Annotated in this window: 15 protein-coding genes and 1 pseudogene; 11 read left to right on the top strand and 5 right to left on the bottom strand. The window is 72.3% G+C overall.

Translation table 11 applies throughout. From position 1 onward, the window contains the following. Positions 1 to 12: 12 nt before the first annotated feature. Together pseI and NQ706_RS02215 are read right to left on the bottom strand one after the other, a co-directional pair. Positions 13 to 1,077, bottom strand: a complete 1,065-nt coding sequence (gene pseI, locus NQ706_RS02220) for a pseudaminic acid synthase (protein ID WP_038568962.1) — start codon at positions 1,075 to 1,077, stop codon at positions 13 to 15. Then, the gene (locus tag NQ706_RS02215; RefSeq protein WP_006943601.1) at positions 1,074 to 1,592 is read right to left on the bottom strand and encodes a GNAT family N-acetyltransferase; all 519 of its coding nucleotides are present in this window, start codon (positions 1,590 to 1,592) and stop codon (positions 1,074 to 1,076) included. The genes pseI and NQ706_RS02215 overlap by 4 nt, the downstream gene beginning before the upstream one ends. A gap of 173 nt (positions 1,593 to 1,765) precedes the next feature. On the opposite strand from NQ706_RS02215, the gene NQ706_RS02210 reads away from it, so the two are divergent. Genes NQ706_RS02210 through NQ706_RS02180 form a run of 7 tightly spaced genes read left to right on the top strand, consistent with a single transcriptional unit; the run spans position 1,766 to position 7,801 of the window. Then, positions 1,766 to 2,020, top strand: coding sequence for a phosphopantetheine-binding protein (locus NQ706_RS02210; protein WP_006943595.1), 255 nt, complete (start codon positions 1,766 to 1,768; stop codon positions 2,018 to 2,020). Continuing rightward, positions 2,017 to 3,303, top strand: coding sequence for an AMP-binding protein (locus NQ706_RS02205; RefSeq protein WP_038568960.1), 1,287 nt, complete (start codon positions 2,017 to 2,019; stop codon positions 3,301 to 3,303). Before NQ706_RS02210 ends, NQ706_RS02205 begins: the two co-directional genes overlap by 4 nt. After that, positions 3,296 to 4,054 (top strand): SDR family NAD(P)-dependent oxidoreductase, encoded by a 759-nt coding sequence (locus tag NQ706_RS02200; protein ID WP_038568958.1) that lies wholly within the window; start codon positions 3,296 to 3,298, stop codon positions 4,052 to 4,054. The genes NQ706_RS02205 and NQ706_RS02200 overlap by 8 nt, the downstream gene beginning before the upstream one ends. Positions 4,055 to 4,101: 47 nt before the next feature. Then, the gene (locus tag NQ706_RS02195) at positions 4,102 to 4,560 is read left to right on the top strand and encodes a hypothetical protein (protein ID WP_006943590.1); all 459 of its coding nucleotides are present in this window, start codon (positions 4,102 to 4,104) and stop codon (positions 4,558 to 4,560) included. Positions 4,561 to 4,618: 58 nt separating this feature from the next. Further along, complete coding sequence (locus tag NQ706_RS02190; RefSeq protein WP_081873701.1) at positions 4,619 to 5,542, top strand: glycosyltransferase family 2 protein; 924 nt, start codon at positions 4,619 to 4,621, stop codon at positions 5,540 to 5,542. Further along, positions 5,542 to 6,645, top strand: coding sequence for a hypothetical protein (locus NQ706_RS02185; protein ID WP_038568956.1), 1,104 nt, complete (start codon positions 5,542 to 5,544; stop codon positions 6,643 to 6,645). The genes NQ706_RS02190 and NQ706_RS02185 overlap by 1 nt, the downstream gene beginning before the upstream one ends. Further along, positions 6,632 to 7,801 carry a DNA-3-methyladenine glycosylase gene (locus tag NQ706_RS02180; RefSeq protein WP_051806028.1) on the top strand — a complete coding sequence of 390 codons (1,170 nt, stop codon included), beginning with the start codon at positions 6,632 to 6,634 and terminating at the stop codon, positions 7,799 to 7,801. Before NQ706_RS02185 ends, NQ706_RS02180 begins: the two co-directional genes overlap by 14 nt. 25 nt (positions 7,802 to 7,826) lie before the next feature. Here NQ706_RS02180 and NQ706_RS02175 read toward each other — a convergent pair whose 3' ends face one another. Further along, positions 7,827 to 8,786 carry a 2-phospho-L-lactate transferase CofD family protein gene (locus NQ706_RS02175; protein ID WP_081873700.1) on the bottom strand — a complete coding sequence of 320 codons (960 nt, stop codon included), beginning with the start codon at positions 8,784 to 8,786 and terminating at the stop codon, positions 7,827 to 7,829. Between the two features lie 391 nt (positions 8,787 to 9,177). Here NQ706_RS02175 and NQ706_RS02170 point away from each other — a divergent pair, with 391 nt between their 5' ends. The 3 genes from NQ706_RS02170 to NQ706_RS02160 are packed head-to-tail and all read left to right on the top strand — an operon-like array spanning position 9,178 to position 14,122. Continuing rightward, on the top strand, positions 9,178 to 9,438 hold the full coding sequence (locus NQ706_RS02170) for a WhiB family transcriptional regulator (protein WP_167539850.1): 261 nt from the start codon (positions 9,178 to 9,180) through the stop codon (positions 9,436 to 9,438). A 5-nt stretch (positions 9,439 to 9,443) separates the two neighbouring features. After that, positions 9,444 to 12,701, top strand: a complete 3,258-nt coding sequence (locus NQ706_RS02165; RefSeq protein ID WP_404360288.1) for a glycosyltransferase — start codon at positions 9,444 to 9,446, stop codon at positions 12,699 to 12,701. Then, positions 12,698 to 14,122 (top strand): DUF5719 family protein, encoded by a 1,425-nt coding sequence (locus NQ706_RS02160; RefSeq protein ID WP_038568952.1) that lies wholly within the window; start codon positions 12,698 to 12,700, stop codon positions 14,120 to 14,122. Before NQ706_RS02165 ends, NQ706_RS02160 begins: the two co-directional genes overlap by 4 nt. A gap of 95 nt (positions 14,123 to 14,217) precedes the next feature. Here NQ706_RS02160 and NQ706_RS02155 read toward each other — a convergent pair whose 3' ends face one another. Both NQ706_RS02155 and NQ706_RS02150 read right to left on the bottom strand, forming a co-directional pair. Next, the gene (locus NQ706_RS02155) at positions 14,218 to 15,075 is read right to left on the bottom strand and encodes an SDR family oxidoreductase (protein WP_081873698.1); all 858 of its coding nucleotides are present in this window, start codon (positions 15,073 to 15,075) and stop codon (positions 14,218 to 14,220) included. Next, the gene (locus tag NQ706_RS02150) at positions 15,072 to 15,503 is read right to left on the bottom strand and encodes a metallopeptidase family protein (RefSeq protein WP_006944419.1); all 432 of its coding nucleotides are present in this window, start codon (positions 15,501 to 15,503) and stop codon (positions 15,072 to 15,074) included. The genes NQ706_RS02155 and NQ706_RS02150 overlap by 4 nt, the downstream gene beginning before the upstream one ends. A gap of 46 nt (positions 15,504 to 15,549) precedes the next feature. On the opposite strand from NQ706_RS02150, the pseudogene NQ706_RS02145 reads away from it, so the two are divergent. Next, positions 15,550 to 15,930 (top strand): annotated as a pseudogene (locus NQ706_RS02145) (DUF3499 domain-containing protein); the annotation flags it as partial. Positions 15,931 to 15,970: the final 40 nt, after the last annotated feature.

The raw sequence follows: 15,970 nt of genomic DNA, 5'->3' as shown, positions 1-15,970 counted from the left end.
GTTAGGCGCGTATCAGACCAGGTCCCAGGACATGGGGGTGCCCTTGGGAGCGTCCTGAGTGAAGGTGCGACCCGCGAGCGTGTCGAAGGTGTCGGTGGGCAGGCCGTTCGCGGGGCGGATGGAGCGCACGTTCTGCGCCGTCACGACGTCGCCGGCCTTGACGTCCTCGACGACGTAAAGGCTGCGGCGGAAGCGCAGGCCCTCCTTCTCCTGCGCGCGGGCGCCGATGCGCGGCTCGCCGAGGCACTGCCACGCGATCTTCGTCTGCGTGACGAGCTGGTTCAGCTCCTCCGGTTCGGAGGAGAACGCCGAGTCCACGCCGCCGTCCTCGCGGTTCAGCGTCACGTGCTTCTCGACGAGAACCGCGCCGAGCGCGACGGAGGCGACAGCCGCGCCGATGCCCATCGTGTGGTCGGAGTAGCCGATGAGCGTGCCGAGGGCGTCGCGCATCACGGGGATGCCGCGCAGGTTCGACTCGCTCGGGTCGGCCGGGTAGTTGGCCGTGCAGGCGAGCACGATGATCTGCTCGTTGCCCGTGCTGCGCGCCGCCTCGACGGCCGCGTTGATCTCACCGAGCGAGGCCATCCCCGTCGAGATGATGATCGGCTTGCCCTTGCTTGCCGCATACCGGATGAGCGGCAGGTCGACGATCTCGCTGCTCGCGATCTTGTACGCGGGCACGTCGAGGTTCTCGAGGTAGTCGACGGCCGTCGGGTCGAAGGGGGAGGAGAAGGCGTGGATGCCGAGCTCCTTCGCGAGCGCGAAGATCGGCTCGTGCCACTCCCACGGGGTGTGCGCCTCCGTGTAGAGGTCGTAGAGGTAGCGATCGCCCCACAGCTCGTGCCCGCCGGAGATCTTGAACTCGTCGGTGCGAACGTCGATCGTGATCGTGTCGGCCGTGTACGTCTGCAGCTTGATGGCGTGCGCGCCCTGTGCTGCGGCCATGCGGACGATGTCGAGCGCGGTCTCGAGGCTGCCGTTGTGGTTGCCCGACATCTCCGCGATGATGTACGGCTCGGCGCCTGGGCCGACCTCGACGTCACCGATGCGGATGTTCTGGTTCGGGTTCTGCGTCATGATGTCGGCTCCTGGCGGTCGGTGCGGGGGCGCTCGCGGCGCACGTGGATGACGGCGACGTTCTCGCCGCCGATCTCTCGGTTCTGCGTCTCCAGCTCGGTGAAGCCGTTGCGCTTGTTGAACCGGCGCACGCCCTCGTTGATCTCGAGCACCTCGGCGTCGAGAGAGTCCAGACCGAGTTCGGCGTCGGCGTACTTGACGGCCTCGCGCTGGATCTGGATCCACGCCGGCAGCAGCTCACCGCGCGCGGTGAGGCCGTCGTTGTCGAGGTAGTAACCCCACCACGACGTCTTCGCGTCGACGTCGAGGTCGAAGAAGGTGACGACGCCCGACGGCACGCCACCGCGTTCGTAGATGAGCACGTGACGCGACGGGTTGTCCTTCGTGTTCGCCCACCACGCGGCATGCTCGTCAGCGCTGATGACGTGCTGCGTCAGCGACACGGCTCGCACCTCGTCATGGTTGCGCCAGGTGCGCACGTTCTCCTGGTCGGCGTCGGTGGCGGGACGAAGCATCGTCGATCTCCCTCGAATACGGCTGGGCCGGGTGCCGAAACGCACGAAATGGCGCAGACAGCCGGAATGTCTAGACTACCCCGTAAGGAAACAGGCCACGGCAGGCATGCTGCGCCCCCAGCGGCGCGCAGAGTGAGCGCCGGGCCGTCACAGCATCGAGCAAAGGTGAAGTCATGAGCACGCTCAGCCGCGATCAGGTCCGCACGATGATGGGCGAGGTCCTCGCCGCCCAGGGCAAGGAACTGCCCGCCGACGACGGTGCGCGCCTCGACACCATCGGCTTCCGCTCGCTCGACTTCTCCGAACTGGCCCTGCAGGTCGAGGACGAGCTCGACACCGAACTCAACTTCGACGCGCCCGGCCTGCGCTCCATCGAGACCGTCGGAGACGTCCTCGACTTCATCGACGAGCTTCAGAAGGCCGAATGACGGGGGTGCTCGACTCGCGTCCTGCGGGCGCGGGCAACCGCGTCGTCGTCGGCGAATTCGACGGCACGTGGGCCGAGTTGGCGCAGGCGCCGTACGGCGCATCGTCTGACACACCGGCGCTGCCGCCCGCCGCGGCCTGCCTGGTCTCGGGGCACCGCGCGGCGGCTCAGGCCGCCTGGAACGCAGCGCTCGACCCAGGCCGTGAGACGCTCATCGCGACCGCTTCGCGCATCGGGGACGAGCAGGCGGCGCAGCTGCGTGACGCGGGGCTGACTCTCGTGCGCGACAGCGCCGGCGGCGTCACGCTCGAGGCCGCGACGGCGCCGCGCGAGCCCGAGGCGGGCCGCATCTGGTTGCTGACGTCCGGTTCGACCGGGCGTCCGAAGCAGGTGGCACACACCCTGGAGTCGTTGACGACCGTCGGGGGGCAGCAGCCTGCGCGCACCTGGTTGTGCCCCTACACCCCGGGCGCCTACGCCTGGTGGCAGGTCGTCACCCTCTCGCTCACGATGCCCGGGCAGGACGTCGTCTTCGTCGAACCCTCGCAGCTCGACGAGTGGCCGCAGCAGGCGCTCGCGGCGGGCGTGACGGCGGCATCCGGCACGCCGACGTTCTGGCGTCAGGCGCTGTGGCGCAACGGTGACGTGCTCGCCCAGCTGAAGCTCGAACAGATCACGCTCGGCGGCGAACCCGTCGACCAGGGCATCCTCGACCGACTGCGTGAGGTCTTCCCCGACGCACGTATCTCATGGATCTACGCGAGCTCCGAGGCCGGTGCGGCGATCGCCGTCCACGACGGGCTCGCCGGATTCCCCGAGACCTGGCTGGAGCGCGAGGTCGCCGGGCGCCCGCGCCTGAGCGTCGAGGACGGTGAGTTGCTCATCGCTTCGCCGAAGGCCGCCGAGGGCATGGACGCCGTCATCCACACCGGCGACCACGTCGAGATCGCCGACGGACGCGTCGTCATCACCGGCCGCATCGCGAGCGACGAGATCAACGTCGGCGGGTCGAAGGCGTCCGCGGGCGCCGTGCGGGCAGTGCTGCTCGAGCACCCCGACGTCGCCTGGGCCGCCGTGCGCGGGCGCAAGGCGCCGCTCGTCGGCAACGTCGTCGCAGCGGACGTCGTCCTGCGCGACGGCCTCGCCAAGGGTGACCCCGGTGCGCCCGACCAGGCTGCGCTGCAGGCGTGGTGCGCCGAGCGACTGCCCGAATACGCGGTGCCACGCCGCGTCAAGTACCTGAGTGAGATCCCGATCAAGGAGAGCCTGAAGAGCGATGTCTGAGACCACGAACGAGCCGAACGTCATCCCCGCAGCCTCCTGCGTCCTCATCTCCGGAGGCTCGCGCGGCCTCGGCCTCGCGTTCGTCGAGGAGGTGCTCGCGAACGGCGCGAAGGTCGCGGCGTTCGCCCGCACCGTCACGCCCGAACTGCAGCAGCTCATGGACGCCAACCCGGAGCGCGTGTACGTCGGCTCGGTCGACATCACGGATTCGAAGGCCGTCACGTCGTTCATCAAGGACGCCGCGAAGGTGCTCGGCCCGATCGACGCGCTCGTCAACAACGCGGCGATCGGTCAGGACTCGCTGCACCTGCACACGACGCCGGAGCGCATCGAGGACATCATCTCGACCAACCTGACGGCGACGCTGCTCGTCACGCGCGCGTTCATGCGTCACGCCATGGCGAAGGTCGGCAAGGGCCGCATCGTCAACGTGACGAGCGTCTGCGCGCAGCGCGGTTACTCCGGCCTCGTCGCGTACTCGGCGACGAAGGGTGGCCTCGACGCCGCGACGCGCTCGCTCGCGCGGGAGATGCACGGGCGATTCCTCGTCAACTCGATCGCGCCCGGCTTCTTCGCCTCGGAGATGAGCTCCGTGCTCGGCACCGAGCAGCTGTCGACGATCACCCGCCGGACGCCGACGAACCGTCTCGTCGAGCCGGAGAACATCACGCCGACGCTGCGCATGCTGCTGTTCGAAGACACGAACATCAACGGCATGGTGCTGACGATCGACGGCGGCGGCTCGATCTGAGCGACCCCACGACGCGGCCACCGGCCTCGAACACCTCACCCGCATGTGTGGTGCTCGAGGCCGCCGTGCGTGACGGCGACGTCGTGCGCGCCGCCGACGTCAACGCGACGACGTTTCCCGACGCCGCGCGCAGCTACCTCGCCGACGGCACCGGGCTCGCCTGGCACGTGCCCGAGCGGCTCCGGGAGGGCGCGCGTTTCGTCATCGACGCCGAGATCGTCGCGCCGGTGCGGGCGTCCTTGGTACGGCGGTTCGGGGTGGACGACCCGGTCGAGTTCGCCGGGGCCTGGACGCGCGCCGAAGCGTTGGCCAAGCTCGCCGACGTCCCGATCATCACGTGGCTCTCGCGCCATGGGCTCGCCGTGCCGGCCGACGTGCTGGAGGATGCCGCGGTGGGTCGGGTGGCGTGGCGCACGGAGGTTCGAGGTGACGTCGTCATGACGCGCGCGGCGGCGTTGAGCGGCGCAAAACTCCGAGATTCCGGGGTTGTCGGCGGCGCACTCTAGCCTGGCAGCAGAGTCGAGGTGCGGTGAGCGCCACGGTTTCCCACGACGGAGGAAAGACATGACGATGACACAACCGGATGCGGAACCGGGCTCGTCCGAGGGCAGGGCGCTGCCGAGGGTCGGCGTCGTCCTCATGACGATGGGCAACCGCCCCGACGATCTGCGGGCGGCGCTTGACTCGCTCATCGCCCAGCGCGACGTCGAACTCGACGTCGTGCTGCTCGGCAACGGGTGGGATCCGGCCGAGAACCCGTGGCCGTTCCCCGATGTCGTGCGCCCCCTGTACTCGCCGGAGAACCTCGGCATCCCGGGCGGGCGTAACGTCGGGGCAGCCAAGGCGCGCGGCGACTACCTCTTCTTCTTCGACGACGACGCGACCCTGCCGAACGATCACGTCCTCGCCGACATGGTGCGTGAGATGGAACGCGACCCGAAGAACGCCGTCATCGGCCCGCTGGGACAGGATCCGACGGGAAAGCCGACGCCGCGGCGATGGATTCCGCGCCTGCGTGTCGAAGGCGGCGGCAAGCCCGGGCCCGCGACGTGGTTCCTCGAAGGCATCCACCTGTCCCGGCGTACCGCGTTCGAGGAAGTCGGCGGCTGGCCAGGGGAGTTCTTCTACGGCCACGAGGGCATCGACCTCGCCTGGCGCCTCATCGACGCCGGCTGGGTCATCCAGTACGTCCCGAGCATCACCGTCCATCACCCCGCGACGAGCCCCGCGCGTCACGCCGTGTACTACCGGATGAACGCGCGCAACCGCGTGTGGGTCGCCAAGCGAAACCTACCGGCGCCGCTGGTGCCCCTCTACCTCGGCAACTGGGCCGCCATCACGGTGCTGCGCGTCAAGGACAAGGAGGCACTCAAGACGTGGTTCGCCGGTTTCGTCGAGGGCGTGCGGACCGACGCGGGGGAGCGGCGCGTCATGTCGTGGTCGACCGTCGCCCGGCTGACGCGTCTCGGCCGGCCCCCGGTGCTGTGATGGGGGCCGCAACCTCGCTGCGTCGCAGACTCACTCGTTCGAGCGGCCGCCCAGCGTCGCTCGACGCGCAGGGCACGCGGGGCATCCACGTCGCCATCACCGGGGTGAAGAACCGCAGTCACCTCGTCTACATCGCCTCCTACGTGCGCACCCTCGTCGACGGGGTCACGCCGATCCGCGTCTCGTTCGTCGCCGCGCCCGCGTTCCTCGCCTCCGCCGCCGTCACCGTCGACGACGCGCGCGAGCTGCTGCCTCAGGGCGGGAGCGTCACCGTCGAAGACGGGATGCCCGGATGGCGATTCGACGACGCGGCCCGCTGCCTCTACGTCGCCGTGGGCGCGCCGGGGCTCAAGGCCGTCGCCCGGCTGCGACGAGCCAACCCGACGCGGCGCATCGATGTCGTCGTCACGGACGAGGGCATCGGCTCCTACGCTTCGCGTGACTCGCGGCGGGCGGCGCTGGAGCGTCACGGCACCCCGGCGGCGAAGGCCGCAGCGCGCACGCTCGTCACCGCGGCCATCGCGCGCGCCTGCACGACGCTGCGGTGGCCGACGTTCCGTTCGGTCGGATCATCGTGGGAGGTGTTGCCGGCCGTCGCCGCCGAGTTCGGACGCGAGCTGGGCGACGCGCGCCCCGGCAGCGACGCGAGCGCCGTCATCCTCACCCAGCCGGTCGTCGACCTCGGCTGGTGCTCGCCGGAGGCCTACCTCGCGTACGTGCGACGCCTCGCGGACGCCGCGGCCGCGGCCGGGCTGCGACCGCTCGTGCGTCCGCACCCCGCCGAAGATCGCGCCCGGTACGCGGAGTTCGACATCATGCTCTCGCGGGGCACCGCCGAGCTCGACCCGGACGTCGTGCGTGCGAGCCTGGCGCTCGGCGGGCCGAGCACGGCCCTCATCAACCTGTCGGCCATGGTCGGCATGCCCGTCGTGTGGGTGAGTGAGCCGAGCGTGGCGCACCTCGACACCGACGTCTCGCCCGAGCAAGCCGGGATCTTCGAGGCGTTCCTCGGTGAGCGGGTTCCACTCGACGAGGTGGAGCGCGAGGTGAGTGCTGTGGTCTCCCGCGGCCTCGAGGAGCGTGGGTCTGATGGACGTCGCTGACGCGGCCGAGGGGGCCGGCGGGGGCGACACAGTCCACGGGGCCGACGGGGCGGGCGCGCCCGGCGCCATGTCGGCCGACCTGTTCGAGGTGTGGGAACCCGGCCGGCCGGTGCCGCTAGCGCAGATCCTCGGCGCCCTGCGCCGCGGCGTGGGCGACCCGAGCATGGTCATCGGCGAACGGCAGTTGTGGTGGGCGGTGACGACGCCCCTCGGGCCGGCGTTGACGTGGTGGCGCTCGATGCCCGTGCGTGGCGGTGCACCCGTAGCGACGCCCGGAGCCGCACGAGCGGATAGGCCGGGCCTCGGTGGGATGGCGGGCTGTGAGCCGCGAACCGCCGCCATGCCCGATGGCAGCGCGCGCGCCGAGCGTCCCGACCGCGTCGAGCTGCGGGCCTACGGCCCGGGTGCGGCGTGGTTCCAGGGTCGGGTGCCTCGCATCCTGGGCGGTGACGACGACCCGTCCGGGTTCGTGGCCCGTCACGACCGGGTGACGGCGGCACTGCGCCAGCCGCACCATCGTCACTGGCGCGCCCCGCGCACGGGACTCGTCATCACCTCGCTCGTGCCGAGCATCCTCGAGCAGAAGGTCACCGGCAAGCAGGCGTTCGGCGGGTTTCGGGTGCTCGTACGCCGCTACGGCACGCCCATCCCGACGCCCGCGGAGGTCGTGCGCGCAGCCGGCCCGCAGGCGCATGCCGTCGCCCGCATGCACGCCGCGCCGGACGCACGGGGGTGGCGACGCATCCCGTCCTGGGCGTGGTTGCAGGCCGGCGTCGAGCCACCGCAGTCGCGCACGATCATGCGAGCGCTCGACCACGCCGACGCGCTCGAGCGGACGGCGGACCTGCCGCACGCCGAGGCCCACGCTCGCCTGCGGTCCGTGCCCGGGCTCGGAGTGTGGACGAGTGCCAAGGTCGCGCAGACGGCCTGGGGTGACGCCGATGCGCCGACGTTCAGGGATTACCACGTCGCGAAGCAGATCGGGCACGCGCTGATCGGCCAGGACACCGATGACGCCGGCATGGCGCGCCTGCTGGAGCCATACCGTGGGCACCGGTTTCGCGCCGAGCGCCTCATCCTCGCCGGCGGCCCGCCGCGCCCACGCCACGGCGCACGCATGACGTTGCCGTCGCACCTGCCGACGCGCACCTGGTGAAACGCATACGCCGCGGGGGAGCTGACTACGACAACAGGGCAGCGTCACCCAGGACGACGGCGCGCAGCCGGGCGGCGGCGTCGACGTCACCCGCGAGGGCGGCCCGCATGGGCGCTCGCGTCACGGTGAGTGACGACGGGTAGCGCGTCGGCGCCTCGGCGTCGTCGATGACGAGGGCGTCGACGAAGTCGGCGTACAGGCGGGCGAGGGTTGCTGATGACGCAGTCGCCCCGGTGAGTCGCCAGCTCGCGGCGTCGACGCCGGCGGGGCGGTGCCCGTCGAGGCCGATGGGGCTGAGCGCCACGACGCGCGCCGACGTGCCGCGCAGAGCGTCGCGGATCCCGCGCACCGCGAGGAATCCGGCCATGTCGAGGATCGGCGACATCGGCGGCAGGACGACGACGTCGGCGCTGCGCACGGCGTCGAGCACGCCGGGCGCGGCGTCGGCGTGATCGACGCCGGCGACGACGAACCCCTCGGGCTCGCGGCGGTCGGTGTCCTCGATCCAGCGCAGCGCGTGACGGCTGACCTGCCCACCGTCGCCGTCGGGTTCGAGCACGTGCAGTTCGATGGGTTCTTCGGTGAGCGGCAGGACGGCAGCCGTCTCGCTCTGCGCGCCGCGGCACTGCGTCCACTGCTGCTGAGCTGCGGCGACGGCGCCGGTGCCCCGCGCGTGGCGATAGGTGCGGGCCACGGCCTGGGCGAGGGCCTCATCGTCGAGCCAGCCCCACGCGCCGGTCGGAATGAGACCGGCGTCCCGCAGAGAGACGACCGCTGTGCGCGTCCCCGGCACCGCATCGTCCGCAATTCGGCACACCGCGTCGAGGTTGGGGCAGAACCTGAGACCTGCGAGACTGATGTCATGCGACGTGTTGGTGACGTAGATCACATCGAGCAAAGGCGTGTTGGTGATGGACTCTCGCCCGAACAGCGCATCTAGTGCCGGGCGGGAGAGGGGGCCACTAGATAGGACGCTCACATGCATTGTGTCAGTGTGACACAGGGGCGCAGCAGGGCCTCGACCACCCCCGCCGAGGGCTGATCGGGGTCACCCGTTCGGCTTGACTCACTCGAATGACACCGATGTAATAACACCGTTGGTTCTCGCCACCGCTTCGCTCTCGCTGCCACCTGCCCGCTGCGCACGACGCCCTTCGTCCGGGCGTCACCGTCGACCTTCTCGACGGCTCGCCATCGGCGGATCATCGGCTGGATCGTCGCGTCACCAGGGGGTTGTCACCGCTCGGTGATATGGCCGCCGCGAGCGGCGGATCACGATGACCACACGACCGACGTGCCGATGATCGGGACGTACCGCAGAGCCCGGCCCACCCGCCGCGACCGCCGACCACGAAAGGACGGACATGCAGGAATTCATGCAGTTGATCAGCCTGCACGACGCCCTGGACGACACGGAAGAGCTGTCGTGGCAGGAGCGCGCCCTGTGCGCGCAGACCGACCCCGAGGCCTTCTTCCCCGAGAAGGGCGGCTCGACCCGTGAGGCGAAGCGCGTCTGCGTCGGGTGCGAGGTGCGCTCCGAATGCCTCGAGTACGCCCTCGAGAACGACGAGCGATTCGGCATCTGGGGCGGGCTGTCCGAGCGCGAACGCCGCAAGCTGAAGAAGCGCGCGGTCTGAGCGAAGTGTCGGCGACCCAGGTCAACGGCGTCGACGAGTTGCACGACGGCTCCCCAGCACACCCCTTCGTCACCGCTGTCCTCATCGCGCGGGACGCCCATCAGCCCTGGCTCGACGCCACCGTCACCGCCGTCTGCGCGCAGACGCGCCGCCCCGACCGCCTCGTCATCGTCGACGGCAGCGCCGCCGGACGCGTGCGCGGCACCCTCGACGCGATGACCCGCGAGCGCGCCGACCTGCGGGCGCTCGACGTCACCGTCGTCACCGCCTCGCACGACGAGGCGTTCGCCGCGCTCGTCGACCGCGCCGTCCAGGCGCTGCCCGTACGCTCCAGCGACCACGTCGTCGCGCTACGCACCCGACGCCGTGCACGTCGCCGCGAGAGCCACCCGAACGACCGGTACAACTGGCTCTGGTTGCTCCACGAGGATTCGGCGCCGCTGCCGAAGGCCCTCGCCGCCCAGCTGAGGGCGGCCGGACGCAGCGAACGACTCGGCATCCTCGGCTGCAAGATCCACGAACTCGACCGCCCAGACCGGCTCGTCAACGTGGGCATCGACGTCACGACGAGCGGCCGGCACGTCGCGCGCACGCATGACGGCGAACTCGACCAGGGCCAGCACGATCTTCGCCGCGACGTGCTCGCCGTCGCGAGCTCCGGCATGCTCGTGCGCCAGGACGTCTATCTCGAACTCGGCGGATTCGACCCCGCCTTCGACGGTGACGGCGACGGGCTCGACCTGTGTTGGCGCGCCCACCTCGCCGGGCACGCGGTGGCCGTCATCCCCGACGCCGTCGCCCATCAGGATCTCGACGCGGCGCACCTGCTGCGCTCCGTCGACGGGGGTGGCTCGCGCCCTACCCGCCGCGAGCGACGTGCGCTGTCGCGCCGTGCGGGTGACCCCGATCGTCCTGCGTCGCACTCGGCTGCGACGCTGCGTCGTCACCGTCAGGTGGCCCTCGCGCGCACACCGGCGTGGCGCCTGCCGTTCGCGATGGTCTGGACGACGCTGACGTCGCTGCTGCTCGCGCTCGCGCTGCTGCTCGTCAAGCGGCCGCGGCGTGCCGCGGCCGAGTTGGGGCAGGCGAGCGCATCCTTCGGCCTGGCCCGCATCTTCGGCGCGCGCCGGCGCTTCCGCGGCCGCGCCGTCGTCAGCACTGCGCAGTTGCGGTCGTTGTTCGTGCCCGCCTCCGTCGGCCGCGCCCGCGCGTGGGAGGCGTTCGTCGAGGCCGTCACGCCTAGCGGTTCGCGGACGGCCGGTGCGAGCCCGGCGTCGTCGGAGACCGGGCCCACGTCCTCGGACACCGAGGACCTGACGGCTCCGCGCGGCATCGTCGCGCGCGGCCTGCGTCACCCCGGCCTGTGGTTGTTCCTGGCTCTCGTCGCACTGAGCGCCGTGCTCGCGCGTCGCACGTTCGACACCGACCTGCTGAGTGGCGGAGCGGGCCTGGCGGGCGGCGCTCTCGAGCCGAGCTTCACTTCCGCGAGCGCGTGGTGGCACGCGTGGCGCGACGCCTGGCAGGGCGACGGGTACGGGCATCCCGCCTCGTCGGCGCCGTATCTGCCGTTCCTCGCGGCGGGCGCGTGGCTCGTCTCGGTGTTCCCGTGGACGGATGACGCCGCGAGCGCCCAGGCCGCGCTCACGTGGTTGTTCCTCGCCGCGCCCGTCCTGGCCGGCCTCGCCGCCTATTGGGCCGGCCGCGTCGTGACGCGGCGTCCCTGGCCGCGTGCCGTCGTCGCGTTGCTGTGGGGCAGCGCCGCGCCGCTGACGGGGGCCATGGCGGACGGGCGTCTGGGCGCCCTCGTCGCCGCGATCATGGTGCCGTTGACGCTGGCCGGGTTGGCCGCGATCGCGCGTCGCTCGGGCGGCGCCGGTGCGGTGGCCGCATGCGCTCTCGCCGCGACCGTGCTCGTCGCGTTCGCCCCGCCCTTCCTGCCGACGCTCACTGTCCTCCTGCTCGTCATCGTCGTGTTCGGTCGCCGCGCGGCGAAATGGCGGGCGCTTGCCGTCGCCGTCCTCGTGCCGCTGCTGCTGGGGCACTGGAGCGTCGAGGTGTGGCGTCACCCCGCCCGGCTCGTCGCCGGCCCCGGCACCCTCACGCAGGAGGCGGCCACCGACCCCGTCGCGATGCTGTTCGCCCACCCCGGCGGGCCCGGGTCGACGCCGCTCGTCCTCGGCATCCCCGTGCTGCTCGCGGGGCTGTTCGGCGCCGTGCGCGGACGCTCGTTCGCCGCCGCGCGGTGGGTGCTCGTCGTCGGTGCCCTCGCGTCGCTGGGGGCGGCCATGATCGTGCCGCGCCACTCCTTCGGCGCGAACCCCGGTTGGCACGTGTGGGCCGGCCTGCCGCTGCTGGCCTTCGTCGCCTGCCTGCTCGCCCTCGCGCTCGTCGCGGCCGGCGAGACCACCGCTCCGCGTACCCGCCGCGCAGCGCGCGGCACCCCGCTGCGCTGGGCCACCGCGGGCACCGTCCTCGTCACCGTCGGGACGGCGGCCTGCGCGGCCTGGACGTCGCCGACGACCACGCGGTTGATGCGCGTCGAGGACCCGTTGCCGGCCATCGCCGCCCACGAGGCACACAGCGCCCGCGCGGCTCTCGTGCTCGAACTTCACGCGCGTGCGGACGCCGCCGACTTCACCGTCCGCAGCCGCGAGGCCGGGCTGCCGGCTGCCGACGCCGGCGTCCCGACGATGCGGACCCCCGCCGCCGTCACGCGGGCGATCGGGTCGCTGACGGACGCCGCGGCCGATCGATCCGACGCGGCGCGCGCGCTGCGCGAAGCCGGCGTCGCGTACGTGAGCGCAACCCAGGAGCCCGGGGCACGCTCGCTCGAACTCGACGGCGTGGACGGCCTCACGCCCATGGCGAGCACCGCCGGCACCTCGCTCTACCACGTCGACGGAGAGGGCGCCGAGCGCGCCGCCCGCGTCGTCGTCACGGACGGCGAGAATCGCACGATCGTGCCCGTGAGCGGCGACCATGCGCGCGTCTCGACGACGCTGCCCGCGGGCGCTGCCGCGCGACGCGTGGCCGTCGCGGCTGGGCCGGGCTTCGCCGAGCACGCGAGCGTGACGCTCGACGGCCGCCCCCTGCGGCACGTCGCAGGCGACCTGCCGACCTACGAACTGGGCGCTGCGGGCGGTCGTCTGGAGATCCATCCCGGGACGGCGTGGCGCGGCTGGCGCTGGGCGCAGCTCGGCCTGTTCGGTGTCGTCGCGTTCCTCGCGCTGCCGTTCGGAACGCGGAAGAAGGAGCGCGCATGAGCCGTTCGCGCACGAGTCGGCCACGCACGTGGGGCGCTCAGGGGTGGATCCGCGCCGGCGTCCTTGCCGCCGGGACGGGCGCCGTCGTCCTGGCAGCGCAGGCCGCGCCCGTCCACCCGCCGAAGGCAGCGGCGCCGACGGCCCGCGCCGCCGCGATGCCCGTCGACGCGGCGTCGCTCGTGTGCCCGGGCGGCGAGGGCAAGGACGCGGCGACGCTGGCGCTCGCGTCGGCGCCGATGCAGCTGTCGTCGATGCTCGGCGGCGGGGGGCAGCTGCAGGTGAACGAGGCGGGTCACAGCTCAGCCGTGACGCTCGCGCGCGGCCACAGCATGACCCGCACCTGGAAGAACGGGCCCCTCGACGTCGTCGCGCGAGGCGCCTCGGCGCCCGGCATCACGGCAACGCAGTTCCACGAGGCGAACGGCGCCATGAGCGCGCAGGCCTGCACCCAGGCCACGGCCGAGGCGTGGATTCCGGTGGGGGACAAGCAACCCGGCAGGCTGCTCACCGTCACCCTCGTCAACCCGGGCGCACGCGCGGTGTCCGTCGACGTCGACGTCCGCGCGGCTGACGGCGCGCTCGACTCCGCCGCGATCGCCGACAAGGCCGTGCCCGCGCATGGACGCGTCAGCGTCAACATCCCCGCGGACGCTCTCGCGCACGCTGCGGTCGTCGTTCACGTCCGTAGTGAGGACGGTGCGGTCGTCGCGAGTGTCCGCGACCGCGTCGGCGAAACCGAGCGCAAGGGCGACGACGTCGCCGCCCAGTACGCACCGCCCGCGCCGGTGCAGGAGATGCCCGGCGTGCCGGTCGTCGACCGCTCCGTACGTGTGCGTCTCGCGGCGCCAGGCTCCCGCGCGGCCGTCGTGCGCCTCCAGGCGTCCGGGAAGGACGCCGGTGACGTGAGTGAACGCGTCGTGACGGTGCCCGTCGGGCGCAGCCTCGACGTCACGCTCGACGGCATCGACGACGACGTCGCCGCGGTGCGCGCGAGCTCGCAGGAGAACATCATCGCCTCCGCCTTTGCGTCCTCGGCGTCCAAGAAATCGCGCGACTTCACCTGGGTGCCCGCCGCCCCGGCGCTTGATGCCGCAGCCGGTGCCAGTCTCGACGGGGCGCGCCACGCCGGCCGACTCGTCGTCATGGGCGAAGGGAGGGCGACGTCGGTGACGCTCGTCGTCAGCGATCCGTCCGGGAAAGCGACGCGCCGACGTCTCGACGTCCCGGCGAACGGCTGGGCGAGTGTGGACGTGCCGAAGAACGCCACGGTGTGGCTGCTGCGAGATGACGGATCAGCGGACGCCGCGCCCGTCCACGCCGCGGTGCTCGTCCGCGATGTGGGCGCCGATCAGCCGGTGACGAGCGTGCCGCTCGTGCCGACGCCGTGGCTGCGCGCGCCGGTCGAAGTCACCCAGCGCTGAGGCGCGAACCGCCGAGCCGCAGCAACTCACTCCCGAGCTTCCCCGACACCGAACCACGCCGCCGCCTGAACGCGGCGCGGCGTCCTACCGGTAGGTCAGTGTTCTTCGGCCGAGAGCCACTGCGCGTAGGTGCGTCCACCGATCTGTGTCTGCTCGCTCGGCAGATGCGCGCCGCGGGTGAAGGCGCGCATCGTCGCCCCGATCGTCGGCAGCGGGGCCGTGCGCGGCGCGCGTCGGCGATCGAGGTGTGCGGTGAGCGTCGCGATGTCGGCGAGGGTGAACGTCTCCGGCCCGGCGAGCTCCATCGGCGTGGGCAGGCTCGTGAGCAGCGACGCCACGTCGACGAGTTTCGTCGCCACCCAGCGCGGGTCGACGGGGCTCACCTCGATGTCCTCGACGGCGCCCAGGGCGCGAGCGCCCGCGCCGCGCACGAGCTGCGCGACGAACGGATGGAACTGGGTGGCGCGCACGATGCTCGCGCGACCGTGCCAGGCCTCGACGACGTTCTCGGCGTCGGCCTTCGCCCGGTAGTAGGGGTAGGGGTTCTCGAAGCAGCCGACGATCGAGACATGGACGAGGTGCGCGCTCGGTGCCCACGCGTCGAGCGCGTCGACGAGGCGTCTCGTGCCCTCGACGTCGACGCGGCGCGCGTCCTTCGGGTTGCCTGCGCAGTGGATGACGGCCTCGACGCCGTCGAGCGCCGCGTCGAGCCCGGCGCCGGTGCCGAGGTCGCCGGTGACGTGCTCGAGGCGCGCCGGGATGCCGGCCGCCGCCTCGGGCAGGTCGACGTCGCGTCGGTGCGTCAGCGCGCGTACGGGGATGGAGGAGGTGAGCAGCTCCTCGACGACGCAGCGCCCGAGCACCCCCGACGCGCCCGTCACGAGCACGGGTGCGCGCCCGGCGACGAGGATGTCGGCGGGCAGCAGCGGGGCGGCGGTGGGCGTCAATCTCATTGGTCGTCCTCGTCGAGTTCGCGCCCGAGCAGGGCCGCGATTTGGGTGGTGACGACGTGCTCGACGAGCAGGTCGCGTTCGTACAGGTCGGCGGAGCGCGTCTGGATCGGCAGGCGATAAATCACCATGCGCGCGCGGTGCTTGCCCTCGGCTGGGAAGGCGCGCCCGAGCGGCACGGCGTCCTCCCACGCGCTCGGATCGGACGGCGGCACCTCCTCGACGCCGATCTCGATGTGCTCCAGGCTCTCGCCCCAACGCGCCTCGAGCCGTTCGACGCTGCGCAGCACCGCCTCGTCGAACGAGCGCGCCCGCGACAGCATCGACGGCGTGGGCGGCCACGCGAGCGGCCCACGATGGCGGCGCCCGTGACGATCGCGCCGCGTCGGGGCGTCCCCGCGCGGCGCGCGTGGGGTGGGGCGAGGAGTCACCCGGCGAGCCTAACGTGGTGCCCGCCGTGGCGTACCCTTGTGCCTCGTGACGTTGATGCGACAGTGTTCCCGATCGGCCTGCTCCCAGCCCGCCGTGGCCACGCTGACGTACGTCTACGCCGATTCGACGGTCGTGCTCGGCCCGCTCGCGACATACGCGGAGCCGCACACCTACGACCTGTGCGCCGACCACGCGACGCGCCTCACCGCGCCGCGCGGGTGGGACATCGTCCGCCTCGCCGTCGACATGACGCCGCCCGAGCCGACGCCCGACGATCTCGTCGCGCTCGCCGAGGCCGTGCGTCAGGCGGCGGTACGCCCGGCGCCGGGGGAGCCCGAGCCGACGCGCCGTTCGACGCGCAGCGTCGCCGCGAGTGACCCGACGCTGCTGTCGGCGACGGAGCGCCGCCGTCACCTTCGGGTGCTGCCCGGTCAGACGCCCGCGGACGCGCTCTCTGACGCTTCCG

Source organism: Dermacoccus sp. BD5 (assembly GCF_044878485.1).
In the GTDB taxonomy this organism is placed as follows: Bacteria; Actinomycetota; Actinomycetes; order Actinomycetales; family Dermatophilaceae; genus Dermacoccus; species Dermacoccus nishinomiyaensis.
The sequence above is the reverse complement of the archived record's forward strand: the minus strand, read 5'-3'. Positions and strand labels throughout refer to the sequence as shown.